Annotated in this window: 26 protein-coding genes; 13 read left to right on the forward strand and 13 right to left on the reverse strand. The window is 62.0% G+C overall.

The annotated features are described in order from the left end of the window. The first annotated feature begins 12 nt into the window (after positions 1-12). From FQV27_RS01035 to gluQRS, 3 genes are all read left to right on the forward strand, one after another. Positions 13-471, forward strand: coding sequence for an Hsp20 family protein (locus tag FQV27_RS01035; RefSeq protein ID WP_147095896.1), 459 nt, complete (start codon positions 13-15; stop codon positions 469-471). Positions 472-549: 78 nt separating this feature from the next. Beyond that, complete coding sequence (trmFO, locus tag FQV27_RS01040; RefSeq protein WP_147095898.1) at positions 550-1884, forward strand: methylenetetrahydrofolate--tRNA-(uracil(54)-C(5))-methyltransferase (FADH(2)-oxidizing) TrmFO; 1335 nt, start codon at positions 550-552, stop codon at positions 1882-1884. Beyond that, complete coding sequence (gluQRS, locus tag FQV27_RS01045; RefSeq protein ID WP_147095900.1) at positions 1866-2693, forward strand: tRNA glutamyl-Q(34) synthetase GluQRS; 828 nt, start codon at positions 1866-1868, stop codon at positions 2691-2693. Before trmFO ends, gluQRS begins: the two co-directional genes overlap by 19 nt. Here the strand turns inward: gluQRS and hisI are convergent. Further along, a complete protein-coding gene (gene hisI / locus FQV27_RS01050) occupies positions 2679-3041 on the reverse strand; it encodes a phosphoribosyl-AMP cyclohydrolase (RefSeq protein ID WP_147095902.1) in 363 nt (120 codons plus the stop codon). The two genes, gluQRS and hisI, sit on opposite strands and share 15 nt — an antisense overlap. Positions 3042-3099: 58 nt before the next feature. On the opposite strand from hisI, the gene FQV27_RS01055 reads away from it, so the two are divergent. Both FQV27_RS01055 and FQV27_RS01060 read left to right on the forward strand, forming a co-directional pair. Beyond that, a complete protein-coding gene (locus FQV27_RS01055; RefSeq protein WP_147095904.1) occupies positions 3100-3558 on the forward strand; it encodes an iron-sulfur cluster assembly scaffold protein in 459 nt (152 codons plus the stop codon). Between the two features lie 58 nt (positions 3559-3616). Beyond that, a complete protein-coding gene (locus FQV27_RS01060) occupies positions 3617-3904 on the forward strand; it encodes a cupin domain-containing protein (protein WP_425467928.1) in 288 nt (95 codons plus the stop codon). Between the two features lie 61 nt (positions 3905-3965). Here the strand turns inward: FQV27_RS01060 and FQV27_RS01065 are convergent, their stop codons facing one another. Continuing rightward, complete coding sequence (locus FQV27_RS01065; RefSeq protein ID WP_147095906.1) at positions 3966-4631, reverse strand: 50S ribosomal protein L25/general stress protein Ctc; 666 nt, start codon at positions 4629-4631, stop codon at positions 3966-3968. Positions 4632-4878: 247 nt separating this feature from the next. Beyond that, on the reverse strand, positions 4879-6003 hold the full coding sequence (locus tag FQV27_RS01070; RefSeq protein WP_147095909.1) for a TRAP transporter substrate-binding protein: 1125 nt from the start codon (positions 6001-6003) through the stop codon (positions 4879-4881). A gap of 257 nt (positions 6004-6260) precedes the next feature. On the opposite strand from FQV27_RS01070, the gene FQV27_RS01075 reads away from it, so the two are divergent. The 3 genes from FQV27_RS01075 to FQV27_RS01085 all read left to right on the forward strand — a co-directional run bounded on the left by FQV27_RS01075 (position 6261) and on the right by FQV27_RS01085 (position 9135). Next, positions 6261-7133, forward strand: coding sequence for an ABC transporter permease (locus FQV27_RS01075; protein WP_377768722.1), 873 nt, complete (start codon positions 6261-6263; stop codon positions 7131-7133). Further along, positions 7130-7936, forward strand: a complete 807-nt coding sequence (locus FQV27_RS01080; RefSeq protein WP_147095913.1) for an ABC transporter permease — start codon at positions 7130-7132, stop codon at positions 7934-7936. Before FQV27_RS01075 ends, FQV27_RS01080 begins: the two co-directional genes overlap by 4 nt. Before the next feature lie 104 nt (positions 7937-8040). Beyond that, entirely contained in the window at positions 8041-9135 is a 1095-nt protein-coding gene (locus tag FQV27_RS01085; RefSeq protein WP_147096809.1) for an ABC transporter ATP-binding protein, read from the forward strand. 16 nt (positions 9136-9151) lie between these two features. Here the strand turns inward: FQV27_RS01085 and FQV27_RS01090 are convergent, their stop codons facing one another. From FQV27_RS01090 to FQV27_RS01110, 5 genes are all read right to left on the reverse strand, one after another. Then, positions 9152-9505, reverse strand: a complete 354-nt coding sequence (locus FQV27_RS01090) for an MmcQ/YjbR family DNA-binding protein (protein ID WP_147095915.1) — start codon at positions 9503-9505, stop codon at positions 9152-9154. A gap of 42 nt (positions 9506-9547) precedes the next feature. Beyond that, on the reverse strand, positions 9548-10615 hold the full coding sequence (locus tag FQV27_RS01095) for an AI-2E family transporter (protein ID WP_246132955.1): 1068 nt from the start codon (positions 10613-10615) through the stop codon (positions 9548-9550). Between the two features lie 14 nt (positions 10616-10629). Continuing rightward, positions 10630-13407, reverse strand: a complete 2778-nt coding sequence (gyrA, locus tag FQV27_RS01100; RefSeq protein ID WP_186827176.1) for a DNA gyrase subunit A — start codon at positions 13405-13407, stop codon at positions 10630-10632. 65 nt (positions 13408-13472) lie between these two features. Further along, complete coding sequence (locus FQV27_RS01105) at positions 13473-13955, reverse strand: disulfide bond formation protein B (RefSeq protein WP_147095917.1); 483 nt, start codon at positions 13953-13955, stop codon at positions 13473-13475. Continuing rightward, the gene (locus FQV27_RS01110) at positions 13952-14530 is read right to left on the reverse strand and encodes a YqaA family protein (RefSeq protein ID WP_147095919.1); all 579 of its coding nucleotides are present in this window, start codon (positions 14528-14530) and stop codon (positions 13952-13954) included. Before FQV27_RS01110 ends, FQV27_RS01105 begins: the two co-directional genes overlap by 4 nt. A 138-nt stretch (positions 14531-14668) precedes the next feature. Between FQV27_RS01110 and ypfJ the strand changes: the two genes are divergently transcribed. Beyond that, positions 14669-15514: a KPN_02809 family neutral zinc metallopeptidase gene (gene ypfJ / locus FQV27_RS01115; RefSeq protein WP_147095921.1), complete on the forward strand. Its 846-nt coding sequence runs from the start codon at positions 14669-14671 to the stop codon at positions 15512-15514. Between the two features lie 22 nt (positions 15515-15536). Here ypfJ and FQV27_RS18775 read toward each other — a convergent pair whose 3' ends face one another. Next, positions 15537-15710 (reverse strand): hypothetical protein, encoded by a 174-nt coding sequence (locus FQV27_RS18775; protein ID WP_186827177.1) that lies wholly within the window; start codon positions 15708-15710, stop codon positions 15537-15539. 52 nt (positions 15711-15762) lie between these two features. On the opposite strand from FQV27_RS18775, the gene FQV27_RS01120 reads away from it, so the two are divergent. Continuing rightward, on the forward strand, positions 15763-16212 hold the full coding sequence (locus FQV27_RS01120) for a type II toxin-antitoxin system RatA family toxin (RefSeq protein WP_147095923.1): 450 nt from the start codon (positions 15763-15765) through the stop codon (positions 16210-16212). On the opposite strand, the gene FQV27_RS01125 is transcribed toward FQV27_RS01120, so the two are convergent. Then, on the reverse strand, positions 16203-17309 hold the full coding sequence (locus tag FQV27_RS01125; protein WP_147095924.1) for an NAD(P)/FAD-dependent oxidoreductase: 1107 nt from the start codon (positions 17307-17309) through the stop codon (positions 16203-16205). The two genes, FQV27_RS01120 and FQV27_RS01125, sit on opposite strands and share 10 nt — an antisense overlap. Then, entirely contained in the window at positions 17306-17848 is a 543-nt protein-coding gene (locus tag FQV27_RS01130) for a carboxymuconolactone decarboxylase family protein (RefSeq protein WP_147095926.1), read from the reverse strand. Before FQV27_RS01130 ends, FQV27_RS01125 begins: the two co-directional genes overlap by 4 nt. 253 nt (positions 17849-18101) lie before the next feature. On the opposite strand from FQV27_RS01130, the gene FQV27_RS01135 reads away from it, so the two are divergent. From FQV27_RS01135 to FQV27_RS01145, 3 genes are all read left to right on the forward strand, one after another. Further along, positions 18102-19082, forward strand: a complete 981-nt coding sequence (locus FQV27_RS01135; RefSeq protein WP_147095928.1) for a TAXI family TRAP transporter solute-binding subunit — start codon at positions 18102-18104, stop codon at positions 19080-19082. 139 nt (positions 19083-19221) lie between these two features. Next, a complete protein-coding gene (locus tag FQV27_RS01140; protein WP_147095930.1) occupies positions 19222-22065 on the forward strand; it encodes a TRAP transporter permease in 2844 nt (947 codons plus the stop codon). Between the two features lie 14 nt (positions 22066-22079). Next, positions 22080-22505 (forward strand): universal stress protein, encoded by a 426-nt coding sequence (locus FQV27_RS01145; RefSeq protein ID WP_147095932.1) that lies wholly within the window; start codon positions 22080-22082, stop codon positions 22503-22505. Positions 22506-22572: 67 nt separating this feature from the next. Here FQV27_RS01145 and FQV27_RS01150 read toward each other — a convergent pair whose 3' ends face one another. Together FQV27_RS01150 and FQV27_RS01155 are read right to left on the reverse strand one after the other, a co-directional pair. Next, positions 22573-23073 carry a hypothetical protein gene (locus FQV27_RS01150; protein ID WP_147095934.1) on the reverse strand — a complete coding sequence of 167 codons (501 nt, stop codon included), beginning with the start codon at positions 23071-23073 and terminating at the stop codon, positions 22573-22575. Between the two features lie 84 nt (positions 23074-23157). Further along, positions 23158-23889: a TerB family tellurite resistance protein gene (locus FQV27_RS01155; RefSeq protein ID WP_147095936.1), complete on the reverse strand. Its 732-nt coding sequence runs from the start codon at positions 23887-23889 to the stop codon at positions 23158-23160. Between the last annotated feature and the right edge of the window lie 13 nt (positions 23890-23902).

Below are 23902 nucleotides of genomic sequence, written 5' to 3' on the forward strand. Positions count from 1 at the left end.
AAAGGATGTATCATGCGTCATATTGATCGCGCACCGCTCTACCGCGCCTCGGTCGGATTCGACCGCATGGCCGACCTGATGGATCGCGCCCTGTCCGCTGACAGCGCCACCCAGTCCTATCCTCCTTATAATATTGAAAAAACCGGCGATGATGCGTATCGCATTTCCATCGCTGTTGCGGGCTTTACCGCCGATGATCTGAATGTCGAACTGCGCGACGGCTCTGTCATCGTTTCGGCCAGGAAGGCCGAGGAAGATGACAGCCGCAAATTCCTGCATCGGGGTATCGCCACCCGCGCGTTCGAACGCCGCTTCACGCTGGCCGAACATATCCGCGTCGAAGGCGCCTCGCATCAGGACGGGATGCTGCATATCGACCTGGTCCGCGAAGTGCCTGAGGCGCTGAAGCCCCGCCAGATCGCGATCGAACGTGTCGAGGGGCCGAAGCGCGTCGAAAGCTTCGACGCCTGATCCTGTCATGACGATGAAGGCGCGGCCTGGCCGCGCCTTTTCCTTGCGTCCCGCGACGCGCATTGCTAACCGCCCGCCATGGAACCCATTCATATCATCGGTGCCGGCCTGGCCGGATCAGAGGCCGCTTGGCAGATCACCCGCGCGGGCGTGCCTGTGGTGCTGCACGAGATGCGGCCCAAGGTTGAAACCTTCGCCCACAAGTCCGGCGATTTCGCGGAAATGGTCTGCTCGAATTCGTTTCGGTCGGACGATGACGAAAACAACGCCGTGGGCCAGCTTCATTGGGAAATGCGGGCTGCGGGCGGGCTGATCATGGCCATGGCCGACCGTCACAAGCTGCCCGCCGGCGGTGCGCTGGCGGTGGATCGCGACGCCTTTTCCGCCGATGTGACTGCCGCATTGCGGGCCGAACCGCTGGTCAGCGTCGAGGAAGGCGAGATCACCGAACTGCCGCAGGATGGTCGCTGGATCATCGCGACCGGGCCTTTGACCTCGGCGGCACTTGGCGCTGCGATCCGGGCCGAAACCGGGGCGGAATCGCTGGCCTTCTTCGATGCCATTGCGCCCATTGTCTATGCCGACAGCATTGACATGGATATCGCCTGGCGGCAGTCGCGTTATGACAAGGGCGAGACCGAGGAAGAGCGGACGGCCTATATCAACTGCCCGATGACCAAACCGGAATATGAAGCCTTCATCGACGCCATGCTGGCCGCTGAGAAGGCTGAATTCCACGAGGGCGAAACAGCGGGCTATTTCGACGGCTGCCTGCCGATCGAAGTGATGACCGAACGCGGGCGCGAAACGCTTCGCCACGGCCCGATGAAGCCGGTGGGGCTGACCAATGCCCATAAGCCCGAAGAAAAGCCCTATGCCGTTGTCCAGCTTCGCCGGGATAACGCTTTGGGAACGCTTTATAATATCGTCGGCTTTCAGACCAAGATGAAATACGGTGCCCAGACCGAGGTGTTCCGCATGATCCCCGGCTTGCAGAATGCGCAATTCGCGCGGCTTGGCGGTATTCACCGCAATACCTTCCTGAATTCGCCGACGCTGCTGGACGACCGGATGCGGCTGCGTGCCCGTCCGAACCTTCGTTTTGCCGGGCAGGTGACGGGGGTTGAAGGCTATGTCGAAAGTGCGGCGATGGGTCTGCTGGCGGGCCGGATGGCCGCTGCCGAGGCGCTTGGCCGCGACCTGGCCGCGCCGCCCGGTACGACGGCCATGGGCGCGCTGATCCACCACATCACCGGCGGGGCAGAGGCCAAGACCTTCCAGCCGATGAACGTGAATTTCGGCCTGTTCCCCCCGGTCGAGGCAAAGGGCGGGCGTCGTGGCCGCAAGGACCGCTATCCGGCCTATACGAACCGCGCCAAGGACGATTTCCGGGCATGGCTGGCGGTACAGTAACGCGGTTTGCGCCGTCGCCCACGGGGCTTTTGCACCTGGGTCATGCCTATTCGGCGCTTGTCGCGGCCGAGGCCGGACATATGCTTTTGCGAATCGAGGATATCGACGGGGACCGCTGCAAGCCCGAATTCGAAGCCGCGATCTATGACGATCTTCGCTGGCTTGGGCTGGACTGGCCCGAACCCGTGATGCGGCAATCTGACCGGCTGGGCATCTATGCAAACGCGCTGGATCATCTGGCCGGGCTTGGCGTCACCTACCCCTGTTCCTGCACGCGCGGCGATATCAAGGCCGCGCTTTCGGCCCCGCAGGAGGGCGCGCCAATCCATGGGCCCGACGGCTTGGTCTATCCCGGCACCTGTCGAGGGCGCAGGATGGCGTCGATCCAGCCGGGCGACGTGATCCGGCTGGACGCAGAACGCGCCTTCGACTTGCTTGGCGACAATATGCTGAATTTTCGCGACAACGGCCCTCATGTCCTGAACCGTGATGCTTTTTTGCGCGGCATTGGCGATGTGGTTCTGGCTCGGAAAGGGATGGGTACCTCGTATCATCTGTCGGTCGTGGTCGATGATGCGGCGCAGGCGATCACGTTGGTGACGCGCGGATTGGACCTGTTCGATTCGACCTGGATTCACGTCCTGCTGCAGCGGTTGCTGGATCTGCAGACGCCCGAATACCTTCATCACCGCCTGATCCGGGATGAGGCAGGCAAGCGGCTGGCCAAGCGCGACGACGCCCGTAGCCTGCGGGAACTGCGCGGGCAGGGCGCAAGCCCCGCCGATATTCGGACCCTAGTCGGCCTGTAGCGGCTTCAGGATCTCGATTTCCTGACCGTCGCGCAGCGCGGTATAGAAGCAGCTTCTGCGGTTGGTGTGGCAGGCCGGGCCAGTCTGATCGACCAGCACCAGCAAAGTGTCGCGGTCGCAATCGACGCGCATTTCCACCAGCTTTTGCAGGTGGCCCGATGTCTCGCCCTTGACCCAGAAGCTTTGCCGCGAACGCGACCAATAGGTGACATTGCCGCTGTTCAGCGTGCGCGCGACGGATTCGGCATTCATCCATGCCATCATCAGCACCTCGCCGCTTGCGGCGTCCTGCGCGATGGCGGGGATCAGCCCATTGGCGTCATAGCGCAGCGTGGATGGATCGAACATGGACTTTCCTTTCGGGGATACGCTGCCTATCTAACCATTGAACCACCCGAGGAAAACCATGTCCGACGCCGATATGATGCAGCTGTATTCCAAGCGGATCCTCGCTTTGGCGGCGGATATTCCGCATCTGGGCAAGATCGCGGACGCGCAGGGAAGCGCCATGAAACGCTCGCCCCAATGCGGGTCCACGGTAACGGCGCATGTGCGGATGGAAGGCGGTCGCATCGCGGATTTCGGGCAAGAGGTACGGGCTTGCGCACTTGGGCAGGCCTCGGCGGGGGTATTGGGACAGAGCGTCATGGGTGCCAGTCGTGACGAAATCGCAAAGGGTGCCGACCAGTTGCGCGCAATGCTGAAAGAAGCGGGGCCAGTGCCGGACGCGCCATGGGGCGGCCTTGAGGTGCTGGTGCCCGCGCGGGATTATCCGAACCGCCACGCCTCGATCATGTTGTCATGGCAGGCGGCCCTTGCCGCCATTGATGAAGCGGAAGCCGCAGGCGAGGCCGCGCATGGCTGATGCGATCAATCTGGCCGACAAACTCGCCACCTTCGACGATCACTAGTCGCCCCGCACGGTGACAGAGTTCAACGGCCATGACGTCATGGTCGTGAAGGTCGTGGGTGAATTCAATTGGCATTCCCACCCGGATACGGATGACTTCTTTCTGGTGCTGGATGGTGAAATCGACATTCAGCTTCGGGACCGCGTCGTGACGCTGAAAAAGGGTGAGATGTTCGTCGTGCCGAAAGATGTGGAGCATCGGCCGGTCGCCCGAACCGAGGCACATCTGCTGCTGATCGAACCTACCGGCACGCCGAATACCGGCGACGCCGCGACGGCCAAGCCGCGCAAGGTCATCTGAGCGGACAAAGAAAAAGGCGACGCCGAAGCGCCGCCTTTGCTGAAGCCGTTGCGGCAGAAGATCACTCTTCTGCGGCTTCTTCTTCGGTTTCGGGCAGTTCTGCATCTGCATCGGCCGCAGTCTCGTCCGAGCCGCCTTCGTTTTCTTCCGACACCAGCGCCGACGGGGCAGCGATGTTCGCGATGACAAAGTTGCGGTCCGTGGTCGGCGTCGCGCCAGCCGGCAGCTTCACATCGCCGATATGGATCGAGTCGCCGATTTCATGGCCTTCAAGGTCCACGACGATGCTTTCCGGGATATCGCCAGCAGTCACGTTCAGCTCGACTTCCGGGCGAACCGTGACCAGCGTGCCGCCACGTTTCAGGCCGGGGGCCTTTTCATGGTTGATGAACTCGACATGGATGAACAGGTTCACTTTCGAGGTGCGGCGCAGGCGCATGAAGTCGATATGCGTCGGCAGGTCCTTCACCACGTCTTTCTGAACACCGCGGCAGATGACGCGCACGTCGTCCTGACCGTCCAGCTTCAGGTTCCACAGGGTGGACATGAAGCGACCGGCGCGCAGCTTGGTCAGCAGTTGGTTGAAGTCGAATTGAACGGCGACCGGGTCCTTGTGGTCACCATAAACAATGCCGGGCACCTTGCCGTTACGGCGAGCTTGACGGGCGGCCCCCTTGCCTGTCCCCGTACGTGCCTCGGCCACCAGATCTGGGATCTCTTTGGCCATGATATATTCCTTTCAGGTTACGCGGCTTCCTCCAAGGGTGAAGCCGAAGCCGGGCGCATAGCAGGGTTCGCGCCGGATGGGAAGGGGAAAACGGCCGCTGACGCGGCTGTCGCGCAGCTGCGCCGGGCGCGGGCAGGTGCTTGCTGTGCTGCGACCTGACTGCGCATCGCGCTCACCGGCTATTGCGCCAGCGTAGCAAATGAAAAAGGGCGCCCGAAGGCGCCCTTTTCGCATTCATACGATCTGATTACAGCGTGCCGTTGCGCTGCTGAATCATCATGAAGGTATCGTAAGTATATTCGGCCGTCTGGTTATATAGATACCAGTCGTTGCGGAATGCCTTGATCGAGGTCCAGATCTTGTTCCAGTTCTCGTTCGAGGCGTCGAGTTCGGTATAAACCTCGTTCGCGGCCTCGTAGAAGGCCTGAAGCACATCCTGCGGGAACGGACGAAGCTGCGCGCCGGAGGCGACCAGCTCTTTCAGGGCAGTCGGGTTCTTCCAGTCGTATTTCTGCAGCATGTCGGCATCTTCTGCCTGGCAGGCGGTGCGCAGAATGTTCTGATAGACCGGCGGAAGGCCGTCATACTTCTCTTTGTTGAACAGGAAGTGGACGGTCGGACCGCCTTCCCACCAACCAGGGTAGTAGTAATACGGCGCGACCTTCGCGAAGCCGAGCTTCTGGTCGTCATAGGGACCAACCCATTCAGCGCCGTCGATCGTGCCCTTTTCCAGCGCCGGATAGATGTCGCCGCCGGCAATCTGTTGCGGCACGACGCCCAGCTTTTCAGCCACGGCACCGGCAAACCCGCCAAGGCGCACCTTCAGACCCTTCAGGTCGTCGACCGTGTTGATTTCCTTGCGATACCAGCCACCCATCTGGGCGCCGGTATTGCCGCCCGGCAGGCCGAACAGGTTCTGCGTCGCGAGGAATTCGTTGAACAGGTCAATCCCGCCGCCGTGATACTGCCAAGCGTTGTGGGCGCGGGCCGACAGCGCGAACGGCACTGCGGCACCAAGCGCCCAGGTCGGGTCCTTGCCCCAGTAATAGTAGGAAACCGTGTGGCAGCAATCCACCGTGCCTTCGCTGGCGGCGTCCGCTGCCTGCAGGCCGGGGACGAGTTCGCCTGCCGCGAAAACCTGAATCTTGAATTTGCCGTCAGTCGCGTCGCTGACCATCTGCGACAGTACTTCCGCACCGCCATAGATGGTGTCGAGCGATTTCGGGAAGGACGAGGTCATCCGCCAGTTTATGGTCGGCATTTCCTGTGCGATCGCCGGCGCGGCGAGCGTGCTGGCAGCGGCGGCAGACGCCCCGCCAATCGTCGCATGCGTCAGGAAGCGACGGCGGTCGAGTTTCGATTTATCGGTCATAGTTCCTCCACAAGGCGAGGTTCGTTTCGGCCCCGCTTGCCGCATAATGAGCATGCGTTCATGGCTCTGTCGAGTTTAAACGCCTTCACCTGTTCAAAAAAACGGTATCCGCGAAAGCTGACGCAAGGGAAGGCTTTTGCGGGTTGCCCAGCATGCAGTCAAAGCGCGCCCCAAGGGCAAATCCATGTCGCAATGCGGCTTTTCATCTCGGCGGTTCCCTTTATAGAGTGGTCGCAAACGGCCAGCAGGGAGAAATGATGTCCGCACCCCGTTTCGACGCCGAAGCGCGCCAGGGGCTGGCGATGGTCTCGCCGCCGCTGATCTATGCAATCCTGCTGTTGGCCGCGCCGCTTCTGACGATCCTCGCCTATTCCTTCTTCAAGGACGGTTATCTGGAGGTGATCCGGGAATTCACGCTGGAAAACTATCGGGCGGTGTGGACTGATCCGGTGTTTCACAAGATCATGCTGCGCTCGCTCGGGGTTGCGGTGGCGGTGACACTGGCCACGGTCCTGCTGGCCTTTCCGGTGGCCTATTTCCTGTCCTTCGTGGTCAAGCCGGAACGCAAGGCGCTGTGGATATTCCTTATCACCATTCCGTTCTGGACCTCGTATCTGATCCGCGTGTTCCTGTGGAAGGTTATCCTTGGGCATAACGGGGTCATCAATTCATCGCTGACCGGCCTCGGGCTTATTGACGAGCCGCTTGGCTTTCTTCTGTTTAACGTTCAGGCAATGGTCATCACGCTTGCCCATGCCTATGCGCCATTCGCGATCCTGCCGATCTATGTGGCGCTCGAAAAGATCGACCGCTCGCTGCTGGAGGCCGGGCGCGATCTGGGCGAGTCGCGGCTGATGACATTCTGGCGCGTGACCCTGCCGCTTGCCATGCCGGGGGTGATCGCGGCGACGCTGATCGTCTTCATTCCGACCATCGGCGACTATGTGACGCCCGAACTGATCGGCGGCGGCAAGATCCCGATGATCGCGAATATGGTCCAGGCGAACATGCTTGCGCTTGATAATAAACCGATGGGGTCTGCGCTGGCGATCACGGCCATGCTGATCGTAACGGTGGTCAGCCTGATCTTCCTGTTCTTCAACCGGCGATTCCTGAGGGTGCAGCAATGAAGGGCGGGGGTCTGCGCGCTTACGCGATAGCGTATCTGATCTTTCTTTATGCGCCCATCTTGCTGCTGCCGATCTTCGCGTTCAATTCAGGCACGATCATCGCCTTCCCCCTGAAGGGCTTCACGACCGAATGGTTCGGTCAGATGGTCGCGAATGCGACGCTGCGCCGGGCATTCACCAATTCGCTGATTATCGCTGTCAGTTCGTCGATCATGGCGACCTGCCTTGGCATCTTCGCGGCGCGCGCCTCGACCCGGTTCAACTTTCCGGGCAAGCCCGGCATCATGGGGCTTATCATGCTTCCGCTGGTGCTGCCGGAAATCATCGTCGCAATGTCGCTTCTGGTCGTGCTGCTGGCCATCGGGGTGCAGCTTTCCATCTTCACGGTGATCCTTGGTCACACGCTGATCTGTCTGCCCTACGCAATCGCGATCCTGTCGACGGCGTTCAACAGTCTGGACAAATCGCTGGAGGAAGCGGCCTATGATCTTGGCGAAACGAAGTGGAGCGCCTTTCGCCTTGTGATCCTGCCGCTGGTGATGCCGGGTATCGTTTCGGCGCTGTTGATGAGCTTCACGATCAGCCTTGACGAATTCATCATCGCCTTCTTCCTCGCCGGGAACGAGCCGACGCTGCCGACCTATATCTTCAGCCAGCTTCGTTTTCCGAAGGCGATTCCGGTCATCATGTCGCTTGGCACCGTGCTTGTCGTCATGTCGATCGTGCTTCTGACGATAGCTGAATATTTCCGCCGCCGCGGCGTTGCCCGGACCGGCCAGAAAGACCATGGGGGTTTCCTGTGAACGATTCGAACACCGCCGCCCGGCAACCGGACGTACGTCCGGCCCCGATGCAGCGCAACGCAAAATCTGCGAACCGCTATGGCGAATTGCAGGCAGCGCGACCGATGATCGAATGCCGCGAGGTGCACAAATACTACGGCGACTACCACGCCCTGCGCGGCATCGACCTTGATATCCGCGAGGGGGAATTCTTTTCCCTGCTCGGTCCTTCCGGCTGCGGCAAGACAACGCTTTTGCGCACCATCGCGGGGTTCGAGGATATTTCCTCGGGCGTGGTTCTGATCGACGACAAGGACATGGCGGCGGTGCCTGCCAACAAGCGGCCGACCAACATGGTCTTTCAGTCCTACGCCATTTTCCCGCACCTGACCGTCGCCGAAAACGTCGCATTCGGCCTGCGGCGCGATCCCCGCAGCAAATCGGAAAAGGCCGCAGCCGTTGACGAGGCGCTGAAGATGGTCGGGCTGACCGGCTATGGCAACCGTGCCGCCCATGCTTTGTCGGGTGGTCAGCGTCAGCGTGTTGCGCTGGCACGTGCGCTTATCCTGAAGCCGAAGGTCTTGTTGCTGGACGAACCGCTTTCGGCGCTGGATCGCAAGATGCGCGAGCAGATGCAGGTCGAACTGATAAAACTTCAGCGTCAGGTCGGTATCACCTTTGTCCTGGTGACTCACGATCAGGAAGAGGCGCTTGTCATGTCGGACCGCATCGCGGTCATGTTCGAAGGTCAGATCGCACAGTTGGACGAACCGGAATCGCTTTACGCCCGACCGGTGACGCGCCGCGTGGCGGATTTCATCGGCGTCATGAATTTTCTGCCCGCAACGATCCTGTCGGAAGATGGCGAGGTGATCCGCGTTGACGTCGAAGGCCTGGGCGAGATCGAGCTTGCCCATTCCCAGGTTGCCCGCAACGAAGACCCGGATGCGGGACCGATGATCGGCTTTCGTCCCGAGGCCGTCAGCATCTTCCCGGCAGGGCAGAGCCAGACAGCGCCGCGCCAGAACGGCGGCACGATTGACGAGGTCGTCTATTACGGCGACATGACCTATTACGATGTGCGTCTGGATGAAGAGGACGGCACGCAGTCCAAGCCGGTGCGCATCTCGATGCGGAATGTCTATGGGCGGGACGTGTCCTGCGTCGGCGATCGCGGCGTGATCGGTTGGGCCCCGTCAAGCCTGATCCTGTTTCGCTAGGGCGCGGCCGGACCTGTCAGCGGGTCGGGTCGATCTCCGCCAGTTCGGCCTGCGCCTTTTTCGGAAGTGTGCCGCGGATGATCCGGTAGGACTGCCGGATACGGTGGTCCAGCTCATCCTCCGCGGCGTCGCATGCCAGCGACACCCAGCTTCGATGCATGTAGGGCGCCTTGCTGGCGATGCCTGCCTCGATCAGCATATCTGCGGTTTCGATACTGTCACATTTGACAGAGACACGGTCTTCCGATGCGCCGATCAGCGCGAAGATCTTCCCGCCGACTTTCCAGCAGTCATGTCCGCCGCCCCACGGGTCGGAATGGGCGGCACCGGGCAGGGCGGCGGCGATGTCGTTGACGCGGCTGCGGCTCATTTTGTGCTCCTCCCGGCGTTGCGCCCGACCGGATCGCCCGGCTTATTCATCATCGGCCAGCCCGTCATCAGGATGCCCCTCGCGAGAGAGCATGACCGCGACAGGCCTGAGCCACGGAATATGGGCGCAGACGATCATCATGGCGACCATGATCGGCACTGCAAGGAACATGCCCGGTATTCCCCAGATCGCGGCCCAGAACGCCAGCGACAGGATAATACCGAAGCTGGACAGGCGCAGCGTCTGGCCCAGAAGCATCGGGTCCAGCACATTGCCGATGGCGAACTGAACCACCGTGCAGGCGATGGCAATGGCAACCGTCGTGGTCAGGTCGGCAGTCAGCACATAGCTGAGAACGACCGCAATGATCGTCGCCACGATAGACCCTATCGACGGGATGAAGTTCAGCGCGAAGGTCAACAGCGCAATCGCCCCGGCCAGCGGTAGTGAGGCTGCCGTGAAGATCACCCAGACACACAGCGCCGTTGCAGCGCTGACCAGCGTCTTGACGATCAGATAGCGGTTCACTCGCCGCATGATCGAGTTGATGATCTTGCGCACCTGCTGCGTCGCCACCGCATCATTGCTGAGCAGGCTTTCGATCTTCAGCGGGAACCAGGTCCGTTCCGCGAACATGAAACCCACGAACAAGAAGATCAGCACCGCGCCCGATAACAGGTTCGACGCGCTGCCCGCGGCCGTGCGCATCCAGCCGGTCACGTTGAAATTGCGGATCGCGGTATCGACGGTCTGCTGCGCTTCCGGACCCAGCCATTCAAGCAGGGCCGGCAGTGCCGCCTGCATCTGCTCGGCATAGGAAATAGAGGTCGTCACCACCTCGTTGATCTGGCCTACGACGGTTGCCGAGGCCCAAAGCAGCCCGCTGCCGATCCCGATCAGCGCCAGCGTCGTGGCAAGCCAGTTGGGGACACCGCGCCGCGCAATTGCGCCGATCGCATCAGATGTCAGCGAAAAGATGATGATCGCGATGGCCAGGCAGATCAGCATGAACCGCGCCTGAACCAGCAGGAACAGAAGCAGAGCGAACGCGATGATGCCAAGAAAACCGGTCTGCAGCCGGTCGCGCAGAATCTGGTTCTGTGGCTCCACTCTCGCCCTCTCTGTCAGGCTTCGCCGATCTCGACCGGCTCATCCTCGCCCTGATCCGCGATGCGTGCAACCGAAACCACGGTCTCGCCGTTCGTCGTGTTGAACACCTTCACGCCGCCTGCGGACCGGGACCGGAAGCTGATCCCGTCGATGGGCACCCGGATCGACTGCCCGGTCGATGTGGCAAGCATGATCTGGTCGTCAGGCTCTACCGGGAACGAGGCAACAAGCTCGCCGCCGCGCATCGCCTTGTCCATCGCCATGACGCCCTGTCCGCCCCGGCCCCGCAGCGGATAGTCGAAGCTGGAACTGGTCTTGCCCGCACCCTTGGCGCTGATGGTCAGAATCAGATCCTCGGCTGCAGACATCTCGGCATAGCGTTCCTGGGTGATGCTGCCTTCGGCCACTGCCTCTTCGTCCTCGTCGGCTTCGGCCCCATCATCCAGCGCGCCTGCAACCGCACGGCGCATCTTCAGGTAAGCAGCGCGTTCTGCCGGATCGGCCTCGAAATGCCGGATAACCGACATGCTGACCACGCGGTCGCCCGGCGCCAGCCGGATGCCACGCACGCCGGTCGAGTCGCGGCCCTTGAACACCCGCACATCGGTGGCGGCAAAGCGGATCGCACGGCCTTTCGCCGTGATCAGCATCACATCGTCATCAGCCGTCGCCAGCCGGACACCGATCAGACTGGTGCCTTCCGGCAGCTTCATGGCGATCTTGCCGTTTGACTTGATATTGGTGAAATCCGAAAGCGCGTTGCGACGGACCTCGCCGCCATCCGTCGCGAAAATCACCTGATAATCATCCCATTCCGCTTCCGGTGCATCCATCGGAAGCAGCGCCGCGATCGAGGTGCCGTTGTCGATCGGAAGGATATTAACGAGTGCCTTGCCGCGCGCCGTCCGTCCGCCAAGCGGCAGACGCCACGTCTTCAGCCGATAGACCATGCCTCCCGTCGTGAAGAACAGAAGCTCGGTATGCGTATTGGCAACGAAAAGCGTGGTGACGACGTCGTCTTCCTTCGTGGCCATACCGGACAGGCCCTTGCCGCCGCGCTTCTGCGCGCGGAATTCGGCCAGTGCCGTGCGCTTGATATATCCGCCCGAGGTGATGGTGACGACCATGTCCTCGCGCTCGATCAGATCCTCGTCGTCCATGTCACCGGCCCAGTCGGTGATCTCGGTCCGGCGCGGCACGGCAAACTGGTCGCGCACCTCGCGCAGCTCGTCCGAGATGATGGCCATGATCCGCTCGCGACTGGCAAGAATGGCCAGATAGTCGCGGATACTGTCGGCAAGCGTCTGCAACTCGTCCGTGATTTCCTGCACGCCAAGCTGGGTCAGACGCTGCAGGCGCAGATCAAGGATCGCGCGGGCCTGCGTTTCCGACAGATTATAGGTGCCGTCATCGTTGACCGGGTGGCGCGGGTCGTCAATCAGCTTGAGGTATTCAAGGATGGAATGCGCCGGCCAGCGGCGCGACATCAGCCTTTCGCGGGCCTCTGCTGCGTCAGAGGAGGAGCGGATCGTTGCCACGACCTCGTCCACGTTCGACACGGCCACCGCCAGGCCGCACAGGATGTGACTGCGTTCGCGCGCCTTGCGCAACTCATACGCCGTTCTGCGCGCAACAACTTCTTCGCGGAACTGAATGAAATAGGTCAGGAAATCGCGAAGCGCCAATTGTTCGGGCTTGCCGCCGTTCAGCGCCAGCATGTTCGCGCCGAAGCTGGTCTGCATCGGCGTGAAGCGGTAAAGCTGGTTCAGCACCACCTCTGCGGTCGCGTCGCGCTTCAGCTCCACCACGACGCGGACACCGTGGCGGTCGGATTCGTCCTGAACGTGCGCAATCCCTTCGATCCGCTTTTCCTTGGCCAGTTCGGCGATCTTTTCGATCATCGTGGCCTTGTTCACCTGATAGGGAATTTCCTCGATGATGATCGACTCGCGCCCGCTGCGCGAGGACGCCTCGATCCGGGTCTTGGCGCGCATGATGACGCTGCCGCGACCTTCCAGATAGGCCTTGCGGATGCCCGAGCGGCCCAGGATCGTCGCCCCGGTCGGAAAATCGGGGCCGGGGATGATCTCCATCAGGCGTTCGGTCGACAGATCCGGGTCGTCGATCAGCGCCAGCGTGCCGTCGATCACCTCGCCCAGATTATGCGGCGGAATATTGGTGGCCATGCCGACGGCGATACCGCCCGCGCCATTGACGAGCATGTTCGGAAAGCGCGCCGGAAGGACGGTCGGCTCGCGGTCCTTGCCGTCATAGTTGTCCTGAAAATCGACGGTATCCTTGTCGATATCGGCCAGCAGGAAATCGGCCGGCTTGGCCATGCGAACTTCGGTATAGCGCATCGCGGCGGGCGGGTCGCCGTCCATCGACCCGAAGTTGCCCTGTCCGTCCAGCAGCGGCAGCGACATGGAAAAGTCCTGCGCCATCCGGACGAGCGCATCGTAGATCGCGGCGTCGCCATGCGGGTGGTATTTACCCATCACATCGCCGACCGGGCGCGCCGATTTGCGATAGGGTTTGTCATGCGTGTTGCCAGTCTCGTGCATCGCGTAAAGGATGCGCCGATGCACAGGCTTCAGCCCGTCGCGCAGATCCGGGATCGCGCGGCTGACGATGACCGACATCGCATAGTCGAGATAGCTCGACCGCATTTCATCGGTAATGTCGATCTGCGGGCCGTCATGAGGCATGACCGCGCGGGCCGTGCCTGTCGTGTCGTCGCCATTGCCGTTTCCGGCCAGTTCCAGATCGTCGTCTTCGGGGGTATCGGCCACGTCTCACGCCTCAAGATATTGTTGAGGCGGGGTATAGCACCTGCACTTGGTGGGGTGCAACGCCGTCAGAGACGAATGCCGCCACCAAGCGCCGAACGCAGCCACATTCCGGTCAGGATCGCTGAAATGATCGCGTTCCAGCCGGCCATCGTCAGGCCAAGGAAATACCATTGCGGCTGATCGCACCGCACGACAGGCGCCGATTGAAGCTGCGTCATCAGGTCCTGTGTCGACATGTTCAGCATCGCGTCGATCCCGCCCGTGCAGGCTGCCGGGCCTTCCCACCATGCCAGTTCGACACCGGCGTGATAGATCGCGAAGGCGCAGGCCAGACCTGCGGCAAGCGCCCCGGCCCAACGCATAATCCGGATATCGGCGAAAATCAGGATTGCCGCGATGATCGCCGCCGCCAGATGCGGCCAGCGTTGCAGGATACAAAGCTCGCAGGGGACATATCCGATCGACTGAAAGCCAAGGGCTGCGATCAGCAGGGCGGCAGAACCTGCGCCCGCGGCGATTGCAAGCTGACGTGCGGAAAGGTCAATCATAGGAATTTCAGCACATAGAAGCCTGCGATCAGGCAGACCAGAAAGACGGTGAAGACCAGGCCGAGCCGCTTTTCGATGAAGTCGCGGATCGGCGGGCCAAAGCGATACAGCAGCCAGGACACCAGGAAAAACCGCCCGGCGCGTGCGATGATCGCCGTGCCGATGAAGACCGGCAGGCTCAGGTTCACGGCACCTGAAAAGATCGTGATAACCTTGAACGGGAAGGGGGTAAGGCCCGCGAACAGGACTGCCCAGCCCCCATACTGATCGAATCGGGCTGCCAGCGATGCGAAGTCGCCCTCTTTGCCGTAAGCCGCCAGAATGCGGTTGCCGAGCGTGTCCATAAGGGCCGCGCCGATCCAATAGCCGAACAAGGCACCCAGCACAGATCCGGCCGTCGCGACAAGCGCGATCCGCGCCCATTTGTGCCGTGCAGCCAGCACCATCGGGATAATCAGCACATCGGGCGGGATCGGAAAGAACGAGCTTTCGACGAAGGCCACGACAAACAGCGCCCACATCGCATATGGGCGCGCGGCCAGGTCCATTGTCCAGTCGTAAAGCCGTCTCAGCATGGTCGTGGTCCCTTCAACCGACGAATTCGCGCCCCGTCTCGCGCGCCTTGCAGGAACCGTCAAGCCCGCTTAGGGTTTATCCTTGCCAATCATGCGCCTGTGAACACGGCGCAGCCTTTTGCAGGAGAGAAGACAGCGATGGAATGGCGCGGACGGCGGACCAGCCGCAATGTGGAAGATCGGCGCGGGATGGGCGTCAGTGGTGCAGGTGGCATGGGGATCGTCGGGATGCTGGCCGTGCTGGCATTCGGTTATTTCTTCGGCATCGACATCTCGCCGGTGGTGAACAGCGTTTCGCAGACGCAAACCAGCAGCGAGCCACGCGAGCTGACGGCAGAGGAACAGCAGATGGGCCAGTTCGTGTCCGTCATCCTCGCGGAGACCGAAGACGTGTTCGGCCAGACTGTGCGCGATCAGGCCGGCAAGGATTACACGGATCCACAGATGGTGCTGTATTCCGGCATGACGCAGTCAGGCTGCGGCGGGGCGTCGGCACAGATGGGGCCGTTCTATTGCCCGATGGATCAGAAGGTCTATCTCGATACGGATTTCTTCAACACCATGCAGAACCGGATGGGCGCCGGCGGCGATCTGGCTGCGGCCTATGTGATCGCGCATGAGGTGGGCCACCACGTCCAGAACCAGCTTGGCATCTTGCCGCGCGTCACCCAGATGCGCCAGCAGTCCAGTCAGAAGGATTCGAACTATCTGTCTGTCCTGACAGAGCTTCAGGCCGATTGCTTTGCGGGTATGTGGGCCCGCAATTCGGCGCAGGACCTGAAGATCACCCGCGAAGACATTGGCGAGGCGATGGATGCGGCCGCTGCGGTGGGCGACGACGCGCTGATGCAAAGCTCCGGCCGCGCAGTTGTGCCGGATGCCTTCACGCATGGCTCCTCTGCCGATCGGCAGGAATGGTTCATGCGCGGCTATGACGGCGGCAATCTCGCGTCTTGCAATACCTTCAAGGCGGCGGGTCTTTAGGACGTTCGGATCGGGTCGCGGTTCACGGACCGCGGCCCCGCTCCATCGTCGCCCAGTCTGGCCACCAGCCCAGCTTCTCCAGCGCCAACATGATCAGGCCCGCAGCGATAATGCCGAAAACAAGCTTGATGCGTCGCGGACCCGGCGGGTTGCGCGCCCAACGATACGCGCGGATCAGCCAGTTCAGATTGCTCATATGCGCCCCCTGCGCTATTCCCGGCGAAATCGCCTGCAACGGACCTTAGCTTTTGCCTCATCGTTCTGAAACGCGCAAACTGCCTTATCGCGCCGAACAAATGTATGAACTGGTCGCCGATGTCGAACGCTACCCGGAATTCCTGCCCTGGAACACCGCTGCCCGCATCCGTGAACGACAGACGCGCCCGGACGGGTCCGAGGTGATCGAGGCCGATCTGGTTATCTCCTTCAAGGTCTTCCGCGAACGTTTTGGCAGTCGTGTGGTCCTGTGGCCCGATGATCGCAAGATCGACACCGAATATCTCGACGGTCCTTTCCGCTATCTGAAATCCGGCTGGACCTTCCGCGACCTGCCGGAAGGCGGCAGCGAGGTCGATTTCTTCGTGGATTTCGAATTCCGCAACGCCATTCTGGGCAAGCTGATCGGCGTTGTCTTTGACGAGGCAATGGGCCGGATCGTGCGTGCCTTCGAAGATCGCGCCCGTCAGCTTTATGGTTGAGCCGGCGTGAACCGCGCCGGCGAAAGTGCTGCGACGGTTTGTGCCGACAGACGCAAAGGCAGCCCAAGGATCTGCGCGGCGGCCAGTTCCGAAAGCGCGGGCGATGTCTGAATTCCGATGCCGCCCTGACCGGCCAGCCAGAAGAAACCTTCTGCGGACGGATCGAACCCGATGACGGGGACGTGGTCTGGCGCAAATGTCCTGAGCCCGGCCCAGGAGCGTTCGACGCGCGTGACCTCGTAAGTCACGTCCTGACTGAACCGATCCAGCCCCTCCGCCAGTTCCATGTCATCGCTCCACGCGTCCATCGGCTGCGTCGCGATGGCATCACAGGGAGAGAACATGAGCTTGCCTGCCTCGGGCTTGAAATACCAGCGCTCCGACGCATTTACCACCATCGGCCATGCGGCGATGTCATGATGCTCGGGCGCAGGCAGGATCGCGGCATTGCGCCGGTGCGGCACCAGACCCAGCGGTCCTATGCCCGCGCTTTTGGCAACTTCGTCCGCCCAGGCACCGGCTGCATTGACGATGACCGGGGCAGAAAAGCGTCCGGCAGGCGTTGTGACTTGCCACAGCCCGTCGCTGCGGTCGATCGCCTTGGCCGGCGCATCATGCTGAATCGTGCCGCCGCGACGGCGCAGAAGTTTTGCAAAACCGTTCAGCAGAAGGTCGCAGTCGATGGTCTGCGCGCCGCGCTCGATGCTCGCTCTCAGCGCGGCTTCGGGGCGCAGGATCGGGCAAAGTGCAAGGGCGTCAGCCGTCGTCAGCTCCTCGACGTCGCGGGCGGTGCGCAGATAGTCGTCGAGCGCTGTGAAATCCTCGGCGCGTGCGACCATCATCTCGCCACGCGGGGCAAGGAGGGGCAGTTCGGTGATCTCGGACGGGTTCAGAAAGAATTCGCGCGCGGCCTCGTTCACCTCACGGATCGCTTCGCCGCCGTAATTCATAACGAAGATCGCCGCTGACCGGCCCGAAGACTGGGTGCCGATGCGGCCCTCGCTTTCAAGGACAGTGACGCTGGCCGCATCGGCAAGCCGCGCGGCGACCGATATGCCGGCGATGCCGCCGCCAATGACGATCACATCGGTTTTCACAGCGGCGTCTCCTCAAGCTCCGCGGCAATTGCGGGGTCAACCGGCGTGGCGAAGCTTTCGACGATATAGCCGAGCACCGAATAGAAGCCGACGGTCGCGATCAGATCGAACAACCCCTCGGTTCCGACCAGCCCGGCCACGGCCTGCTGCGTGTCGGCGCCAAGACGGCGCGCGTCGAACAATTCGTCAACGGCACCGGCAAGCACGCGGTCCTCTGGCGACATCCCGGCCAATGGCCCGGCGATAGAGGCGATGCGCGCATCGTCCATGCCGATCCGGCGTGAACGGTGCACATGATGCGCCCATTCATAGCCAGAACCGAGGCGATGCCCGCTGCGCAGGATCACGACTTCGCTTTGATCGGGCGTCAGCGAAGGGGCAGTGACGATGTGCGCGCGCAGCGGTGCCCACGCGGCCAGAAGTGCCGGGTGATGGGCCATCGTGCGATAGACATTCAGCGCGCTCGCAAAGCCGCCATGCAGCTCGCGAAGCGATTCGGGCCATGCGGCATCATCGAGGGGTGGGTATCGCGTAGACATGGGTGCTGCATCCTTCGCGGCAGAATCGTGGGCCTGGCCCATGTCCGGGCCTTCGGGGCGATTTGGCAAGGGGTGTCGGCCCGCTGCCCGCCCCTTGCGGCCCGTTCAGCACAGCCAGCGATGAACCGCAGAACCCTGTCGAATCAGTGCCGAACAAGCAATATCTGACATTTTCCGTGATTGCTTCTCGACTGTTGCACTTTCGGCGCAGATATTGGACGGTAGGGCTATCAAACAACAGGGGAGACTACAGATGAACCTCATCAAAACCTTCACCGCTGCCTTCACGCTGGCCACGCTGGCCACCGGCGTGCAAGCGCAGTCGGCACCGGAGGAAAAGTTCATCACCATCGGCACCGGCGGTCAGACCGGCGTTTATTACGTCGTCGGCCAGTCGATCTGCCGGCTCGTGAACCGCGATACAGCGACCACGGGCATCAAATGCACCGCGCCCTCGACCGGCGGATCGGTGGCCAATGTCAACGCCATCAAGGCCGGCGACATGACCATGGGCGTCGCGCAGTCGGACATCCAGTATCACGCCTATAACGGTGATACCCCGGAATTCGAAGGCGACAAGAAGTTCGACAAGGAACGGGCGATCTTCTCGGTCCACCCGGAACCCTTCACCGTCGTCGCCCGCAAGGATGCCAATATTGCGACCTTCGATGACCTGAAGGGCAAGCGCGTCAATGTCGGCAATCCGGGTTCGGGCCAGCTTGCGACCATGCAGGTTGTGCTGGACGCCAAGGGCTGGACGATGGGTGACTTCGCGCTCGCATCCGAACTGAAGCCGGCGGAACAGTCGGCGGCGCTTGGTGACAACAAGGTGGACGCGATCGTCTATACGGTCGGCCATCCCAACGGTTCGATTCAGGAAGCGACCTCTACCGTCGAGGCGAATCTGGTGCCTGTCGAAGGTCCGGAAATCGACAAGCTGGTCGAGGAAAATCCTTACTACGCCAAGGCGGTCATTCCGGGCGGCATGTATGCCGGGACCGATGCCGATACCAACACCTTCGGCGTGAAGGCGACCTTCGTGACCTCGGCGGACGTGCCCGACGATGTTGTCTACGAAGTCGTCAAGGCGGTCTTCGACAATTTCGACCGCTTCAAGGGTCTGCACCCGGCCTTCGCGAACCTCACCCCCGAGGCGATGGTGGCAGAGGGCAACTCTGCGCCGCTGCATCCGGGTGCCGAGAAATATTATAAGGAGCAGGGCTGGATTCAGTGATCTGAATCGCGGCAAATCTTGCTTCCGTGCTACGGAAATTGCGGCTCCGCTCTTGCAGCGGGGCCGCTTTTTTATGACAGTTAGCTTATAAAGACCAAGACGATGCCGGGCAAAACCGGCCAGAATCAGGGATTTGGACATGAACAGTGATGAAGATCCAAAGCGTGGCGCGGGAGGTCCGGCAGATACCGGAACCCGCAGCAGCGACCAGATGGAAGCGGCCGCGATCGAAAACGCTGCATCGGGCGCCGGCGGGCTGAGCCAGTCCGAGCTTGATGAGCTTGTTGCATCTTCCGATACAGGCGCGCGCACGCCTGCGGGCTGGGTCGGCAAGACGATTCTGATCGTGGCTTTCTGCTGGTCGCTGTTTCAGGTCTGGATCGCGTCTCCGCTGCCGTTCATGTTCGAATTCGGCATTCTGAACGATACCGAAACGCGCTCTGTCCACCTCGCCTTTGCAATGTTCCTTGCCTATCTGGCCTATCCGGCGGAACGCACGCCGGTGCAGCTTGGCCTCGCGCTGATCGTCCCGGTGGTCCTGACAGCGATGTTCGTCATGGCGGGGCCATCGGGTTCGGCCTGGTGGATCGTGCTGATCGGTGCTGCAGTGATTGCTGCGATTCTGGCCGGCAGCCCCAAGAACTGGGTGCCACCTTGGGAATGGGCAATGGCCATCGTGTCGGTCGGTGCGGCGCTGTATATCTATGTCTTCTACCGCGATATCGCGACGCGGATCGGCGCGCCCATCACGCAGGATATGGTGGTTTCGGTCATCGGGCTTCTGCTTCTGCTGGAAGTCACGCGCCGCGCGCTTGGCCCGGCGCTGATGATCGTCGCCTCGGTCTTTCTGATCTACACTTTCCTTGGCCCCTACATGCCCGAGATCATCGCGCATAAGGGCAATTCGCTGTCCGAGGTGGTCAACCATCAATGGATCACCACGGAAGGCGTATTCGGGATCGCGCTTGGGGTTTCGACCAGCTTCGTGTTCCTGTTCGTGCTGTTTGGCGCGCTGCTGGATAAGGCGGGTGCGGGGAACTACTTCATTCAGGTCGCTTTCTCGCTGATGGGTCACATGCGCGGCGGGCCCGCAAAGGCCGCCGTTGTCAGCTCGGCCATGACGGGCCTGATTTCGGGTTCCTCGATCGCGAACGTGGTGACGACCGGTACGTTCACCATCCCCCTGATGAAGAAGGTCGGGTTCTCGTCTGAAAAGGCCGGCGCGGTCGAGGTTGCGTCATCGGTCAACGGGCAGATCATGCCACCCGTGATGGGCGCTGCCGCCTTCCTGATGGTCGAATATGTCGGCATCCCGTATTTCGAGGTCGTGAAGCACGCCGTTATTCCGGCGACGATTTCCTATATTGCGCTTGTCTATATCGTCCATCTTGAGGCGATGAAGGCAGGCATGCGCGGGCTGCCGCGCGCCTATGAGCCGCCGCCGCTTCTGCGCCGTCTGGTCGGTTTCGTCTTCGGGGTCATGGTGCTGTGCATCCTTTCCGTGGTCGTCTATTACGGCATGGGCTGGATACGCCCGGTCTTTGGCGCGGCGGCGGGTTACGTGATCTTCGCGCTTCTGGTCGCGGTCTATATCGCACTGCTTTGGGTCGGCTCGCGCGAAGAGCCGCTGAAGCTGGACGATCCGAATGCCGAGGTGAAAGAGCTTCCGCTGCCCGGTCCGACCGTGCGCTCGGGCCTCTATTATATCCTGCCGGTCGTGGTGCTGGTCTGGGCGCTGATGGTCGATCGTCTGTCGCCCGGCCTGTCGGCTTTCTGGGCAACCGCCTTCATGATCTTCATCCTGCTGACCCAGCGTCCGCTGATGATGATGATGCGGGGCGAGGATTATGGCGGCAACAAGACCATCCCGACCGCATTCCGCGCAGGCGTGAATGACCTTGTCGACGGCATGATCTCTGGCGCGCGGAACATGATCGGGATCGGCATCGCCACGGCGACCGCCGGGATCATCGTGGGTGTCGTCAGCCAGACCGGCGTCGGCTCTGCGCTGGCGGATGTGGTCGAGGTGCTGTCGGGCGGTCACTTGCTGGCGATCCTGTTCCTGACGGCGGTTCTGTCGCTGATCCTTGGGATGGGCCTGCCGACCACCGCAAACTATATCGTCGTCTCGGCACTTCTTGCCCCTGTCATCGTGACCCTCGGGCAGCAGAACGGGCTGATCGTGCCGCTGATCGCGGTGCATCTGTTCGTCTTCTACTTCGGCATCATGGCCGATGTGACGCCGCCCGTCGGGCTCGCATCCTTTGCGGCCGCGGCTGTGTCGGGCGGCGATCCGATCAAGACCGGGGTCGTGGCCTTCTTCTACAGCCTGCGGACGGCGGCGCTGCCCTTCCTGTTCATCTTCAACACGGATCTGCTGCTGATTGATGTGGGCTGGGTGCACGGGATATTCGTGTTCATCACCGCGACCCTGGCCATGCTTCTGTTCGCGGCCGCAACACAGGGCTGGTTCATCACGCGCAGCAATATCGTGGAAAGCTTCCTGCTGCTGCTGGTGGCATTCACGATCTTCCGTCCCGGATACTGGATGGACATGATCTCGCCCCCGTGGGACGACCGTCCCCCGACCGAGCTTGTGCAGGCGCTTGGCGACAGCACACCGGGAGAGCCGTTCCGGCTGGTCATTGCGGGGCTTGACGATGTCGGCCAGCCCGTGGAGTTCCGTGTCGAGATGGCGGTGCCCGAAGGTGCCACCGGCGAAGACCGGATGGCCGCATTGGGGCTGGAAACGATCCAGAACGGTGACGAGGTGCTGATCGACAACGTTGCCTTCGACAGCCCGGCACAGGCCGCAGGGCTCGACTGGGATCAGAAGGTCCTGCTCGTGCGTGCGCCGGCCTCTGCCCCGTCGAAATACTGGATGTATATCCCGGCATTCGCGGTCCTCGCCTTCGTCATATGGCTGCAGCGTCGCCGGGCAGAGCCGGATGACCGCGTTCCCGCCAGCCCGGCAATGACCTGAGGAAGGAGACAATCATGTTCAGTACAATCCTTCTGCCCATCGACACGCAGCACAGCGAAAGCTGGGAAAAGGCATTGCCGGTCGCACGCGATCTGCTGGCCGAGGGTGGCACATTGCATCTGCTGGGCATCGTCCATGATGTCGGCAATGCCTGGGTCGCGAGCTATCTGCCGAAAGGCTATGAGAAGCGCGCGCTGGAAGAGATGAAGGCCCGGCTTGGTGAATTCGCGCGCCGGGAAATGCCGGACGCGGCGAATGTGGTCACGCATGTCGGCTATGGCCATGTCGCTGAAACGATCATCGACATGGCCGGCAAGGTCGATGCCAGCCTGATTGTCATGGCCTCGCAGGCACCTGACGAGCTGCGGACCTTCCGCATCAGCAGTCAGGCTGACCGCGTTGTCCGACATTCGCCGGTCAGCGTGATGATCGTGCGCTGAACCCGCTGAACTGACGTCAAGGGGCGGCCATCATGGCCGCCCTTTTTGCGTCACGCGGTTCTCTGCGTCACAATTCCGTCTGTGGCAGGTCAAAGGTCGGTGTGGTGCCGTCACGAGGTGACGGGCGTCCCGGTCGATCATTCGGCAGCAGACGCTGCAATTCATCGACTGGGGGTGGTGGCGGCGCGTCGGCGCGACGGCGGATCACGATATCACCATTCGGCAAGCGCTCGGGCCGTTCGTAATTGGACATATCGTCGATCAGCTTTGACAATTCGCCAAGCGCCGGGCGGTATTCGTCGACGGTCCCGGCAAGTTCGTTGCCGAGATCCTCCAGATGCGGCTGCAGGCGATTGAACATGCCTTCCATCATTCCTTCCAGATCGCGGCCGAGGTCATCAAGCCCGCCATCGCCCCCGTCATCGGGGGTGGTGTAGGGGTCACTGCCCTCCGAACGGTCGGGCAGCGGGGCGTCATCGGCGCGCGGCATCTGCCATTCCTGAGCGGCAAGTGGCGTGCTCAACATCAGCGAGAGGGCGGCGACGAGTGTCGTTTTGCTGCGTATCATGGGCGTTCCAACTGACATTGACGACTGGCATTCCCAACAGAAACCAACAGCCGTCCCGATCGGTTCCCGGCCAGGCTGCGGCTGTCAGTGGCCCTGTGGGGCGTGGAATTCGCGGAAACGCTGCCAGGCCTCGTTGATGATGCGCGTGCGGGTCTCTGCCAGACGGATCGCCTCGCGGGGCAGGCCGGCGGCAATGGCGCGGTCAGGGTGGTTCTCGCGGATCAGGGCGCGCCAGCGTGCGCGCGCCTCCTCCAGCGGGGTGCCGGGGGGCAGGCCCAGAACGATATGCGGTGCCTCGCCGTTTTCGGGGTCGTGGCGCGCGATGATGACGGACATGCGCGCTGGGTCTATGCCGAAGATTCGCGCAATCTCATCCAGCATCATGCGTTCGGCCTGATCCAACGCGCCATCGGCTGTCCCGACGATGACCAGCCCCTCGATCACGTTTTCAAGCACCGGATCGCCCGCCCTGAACATGCGCGCGATCCGCCGCGCCCAGGCGTCGAAGCCCGCGACATCCTGCCGTGCCAGGTCGAACACGCGCGCGGCATTCTTCTCCTCGGCGCGCGGAATGCTGAAAACACGGCGGAAGGCCGCGACTTCGGCGCGGTCCACGCGCCCGTCCGCCTTGGCCATCTTGGCACCAAGCGCGATGACGGCGATGGTGAAGGCTACCGACTTTTCCGGCGGGCTTGCGGGATGGCGCGCGCCGATAAAGGCGGCCATACGATCGACAATGCGCCGCCAGAAGCTGCGCGGCGGCGGAAGTTCGGGCGTTTCTTGCGCTGCGGCGGGGGCGAGGCGGGCATCCGTCATGCGCGGAATGCTA

It is taken from the genome of Paracoccus aurantiacus, assembly GCF_007993065.1.
Classification (GTDB): Bacteria; Pseudomonadota; Alphaproteobacteria; order Rhodobacterales; family Rhodobacteraceae; genus Paracoccus; species Paracoccus aurantiacus.

Bases quoted from the DNA above. Each gene is read 5' to 3' on its own strand.
- FQV27_RS01035 (WP_147095896.1), top strand. From the start codon at position 13: ATGCGTCATATTGATCGCGCACCGCTCTACCGCGCCTCGGTCGGATTC.
- trmFO (WP_147095898.1), top strand. From the start codon at position 550: ATGGAACCCATTCATATCATCGGTGCCGGCCTGGCCGGATCAGAGGCC.
- gluQRS (WP_147095900.1), top strand. From the start codon at position 1,866: ATGGCTGGCGGTACAGTAACGCGGTTTGCGCCGTCGCCCACGGGGCTT.
- hisI (WP_147095902.1), bottom strand. From the start codon at position 3,041: ATGTTCGATCCATCCACGCTGCGCTATGACGCCAATGGGCTGATCCCC.
- FQV27_RS01055 (WP_147095904.1), top strand. From the start codon at position 3,100: ATGTCCGACGCCGATATGATGCAGCTGTATTCCAAGCGGATCCTCGCT.
- FQV27_RS01065 (WP_147095906.1), bottom strand. From the start codon at position 4,631: ATGGCCAAAGAGATCCCAGATCTGGTGGCCGAGGCACGTACGGGGACA.
- FQV27_RS01070 (WP_147095909.1), bottom strand. From the start codon at position 6,003: ATGACCGATAAATCGAAACTCGACCGCCGTCGCTTCCTGACGCATGCG.
- FQV27_RS01075 (WP_377768722.1), top strand. From the start codon at position 6,261: ATGTCCGCACCCCGTTTCGACGCCGAAGCGCGCCAGGGGCTGGCGATG.
- FQV27_RS01080 (WP_147095913.1), top strand. From the start codon at position 7,130: ATGAAGGGCGGGGGTCTGCGCGCTTACGCGATAGCGTATCTGATCTTT.
- FQV27_RS01085 (WP_147096809.1), top strand. From the start codon at position 8,041: ATGATCGAATGCCGCGAGGTGCACAAATACTACGGCGACTACCACGCC.
- FQV27_RS01090 (WP_147095915.1), bottom strand. From the start codon at position 9,505: ATGAGCCGCAGCCGCGTCAACGACATCGCCGCCGCCCTGCCCGGTGCC.
- FQV27_RS01105 (WP_147095917.1), bottom strand. From the start codon at position 13,955: ATGATTGACCTTTCCGCACGTCAGCTTGCAATCGCCGCGGGCGCAGGT.
- FQV27_RS01110 (WP_147095919.1), bottom strand. From the start codon at position 14,530: ATGCTGAGACGGCTTTACGACTGGACAATGGACCTGGCCGCGCGCCCA.
- ypfJ (WP_147095921.1), top strand. From the start codon at position 14,669: ATGGAATGGCGCGGACGGCGGACCAGCCGCAATGTGGAAGATCGGCGC.
- FQV27_RS18775 (WP_186827177.1), bottom strand. From the start codon at position 15,710: ATGAGCAATCTGAACTGGCTGATCCGCGCGTATCGTTGGGCGCGCAAC.
- FQV27_RS01130 (WP_147095926.1), bottom strand. From the start codon at position 17,848: ATGTCTACGCGATACCCACCCCTCGATGATGCCGCATGGCCCGAATCG.
- FQV27_RS01135 (WP_147095928.1), top strand. From the start codon at position 18,102: ATGAACCTCATCAAAACCTTCACCGCTGCCTTCACGCTGGCCACGCTG.
- FQV27_RS01140 (WP_147095930.1), top strand. From the start codon at position 19,222: ATGAACAGTGATGAAGATCCAAAGCGTGGCGCGGGAGGTCCGGCAGAT.
- FQV27_RS01145 (WP_147095932.1), top strand. From the start codon at position 22,080: ATGTTCAGTACAATCCTTCTGCCCATCGACACGCAGCACAGCGAAAGC.
- FQV27_RS01150 (WP_147095934.1), bottom strand. From the start codon at position 23,073: ATGATACGCAGCAAAACGACACTCGTCGCCGCCCTCTCGCTGATGTTG.
- FQV27_RS01155 (WP_147095936.1), bottom strand. From the start codon at position 23,889: ATGACGGATGCCCGCCTCGCCCCCGCCGCAGCGCAAGAAACGCCCGAA.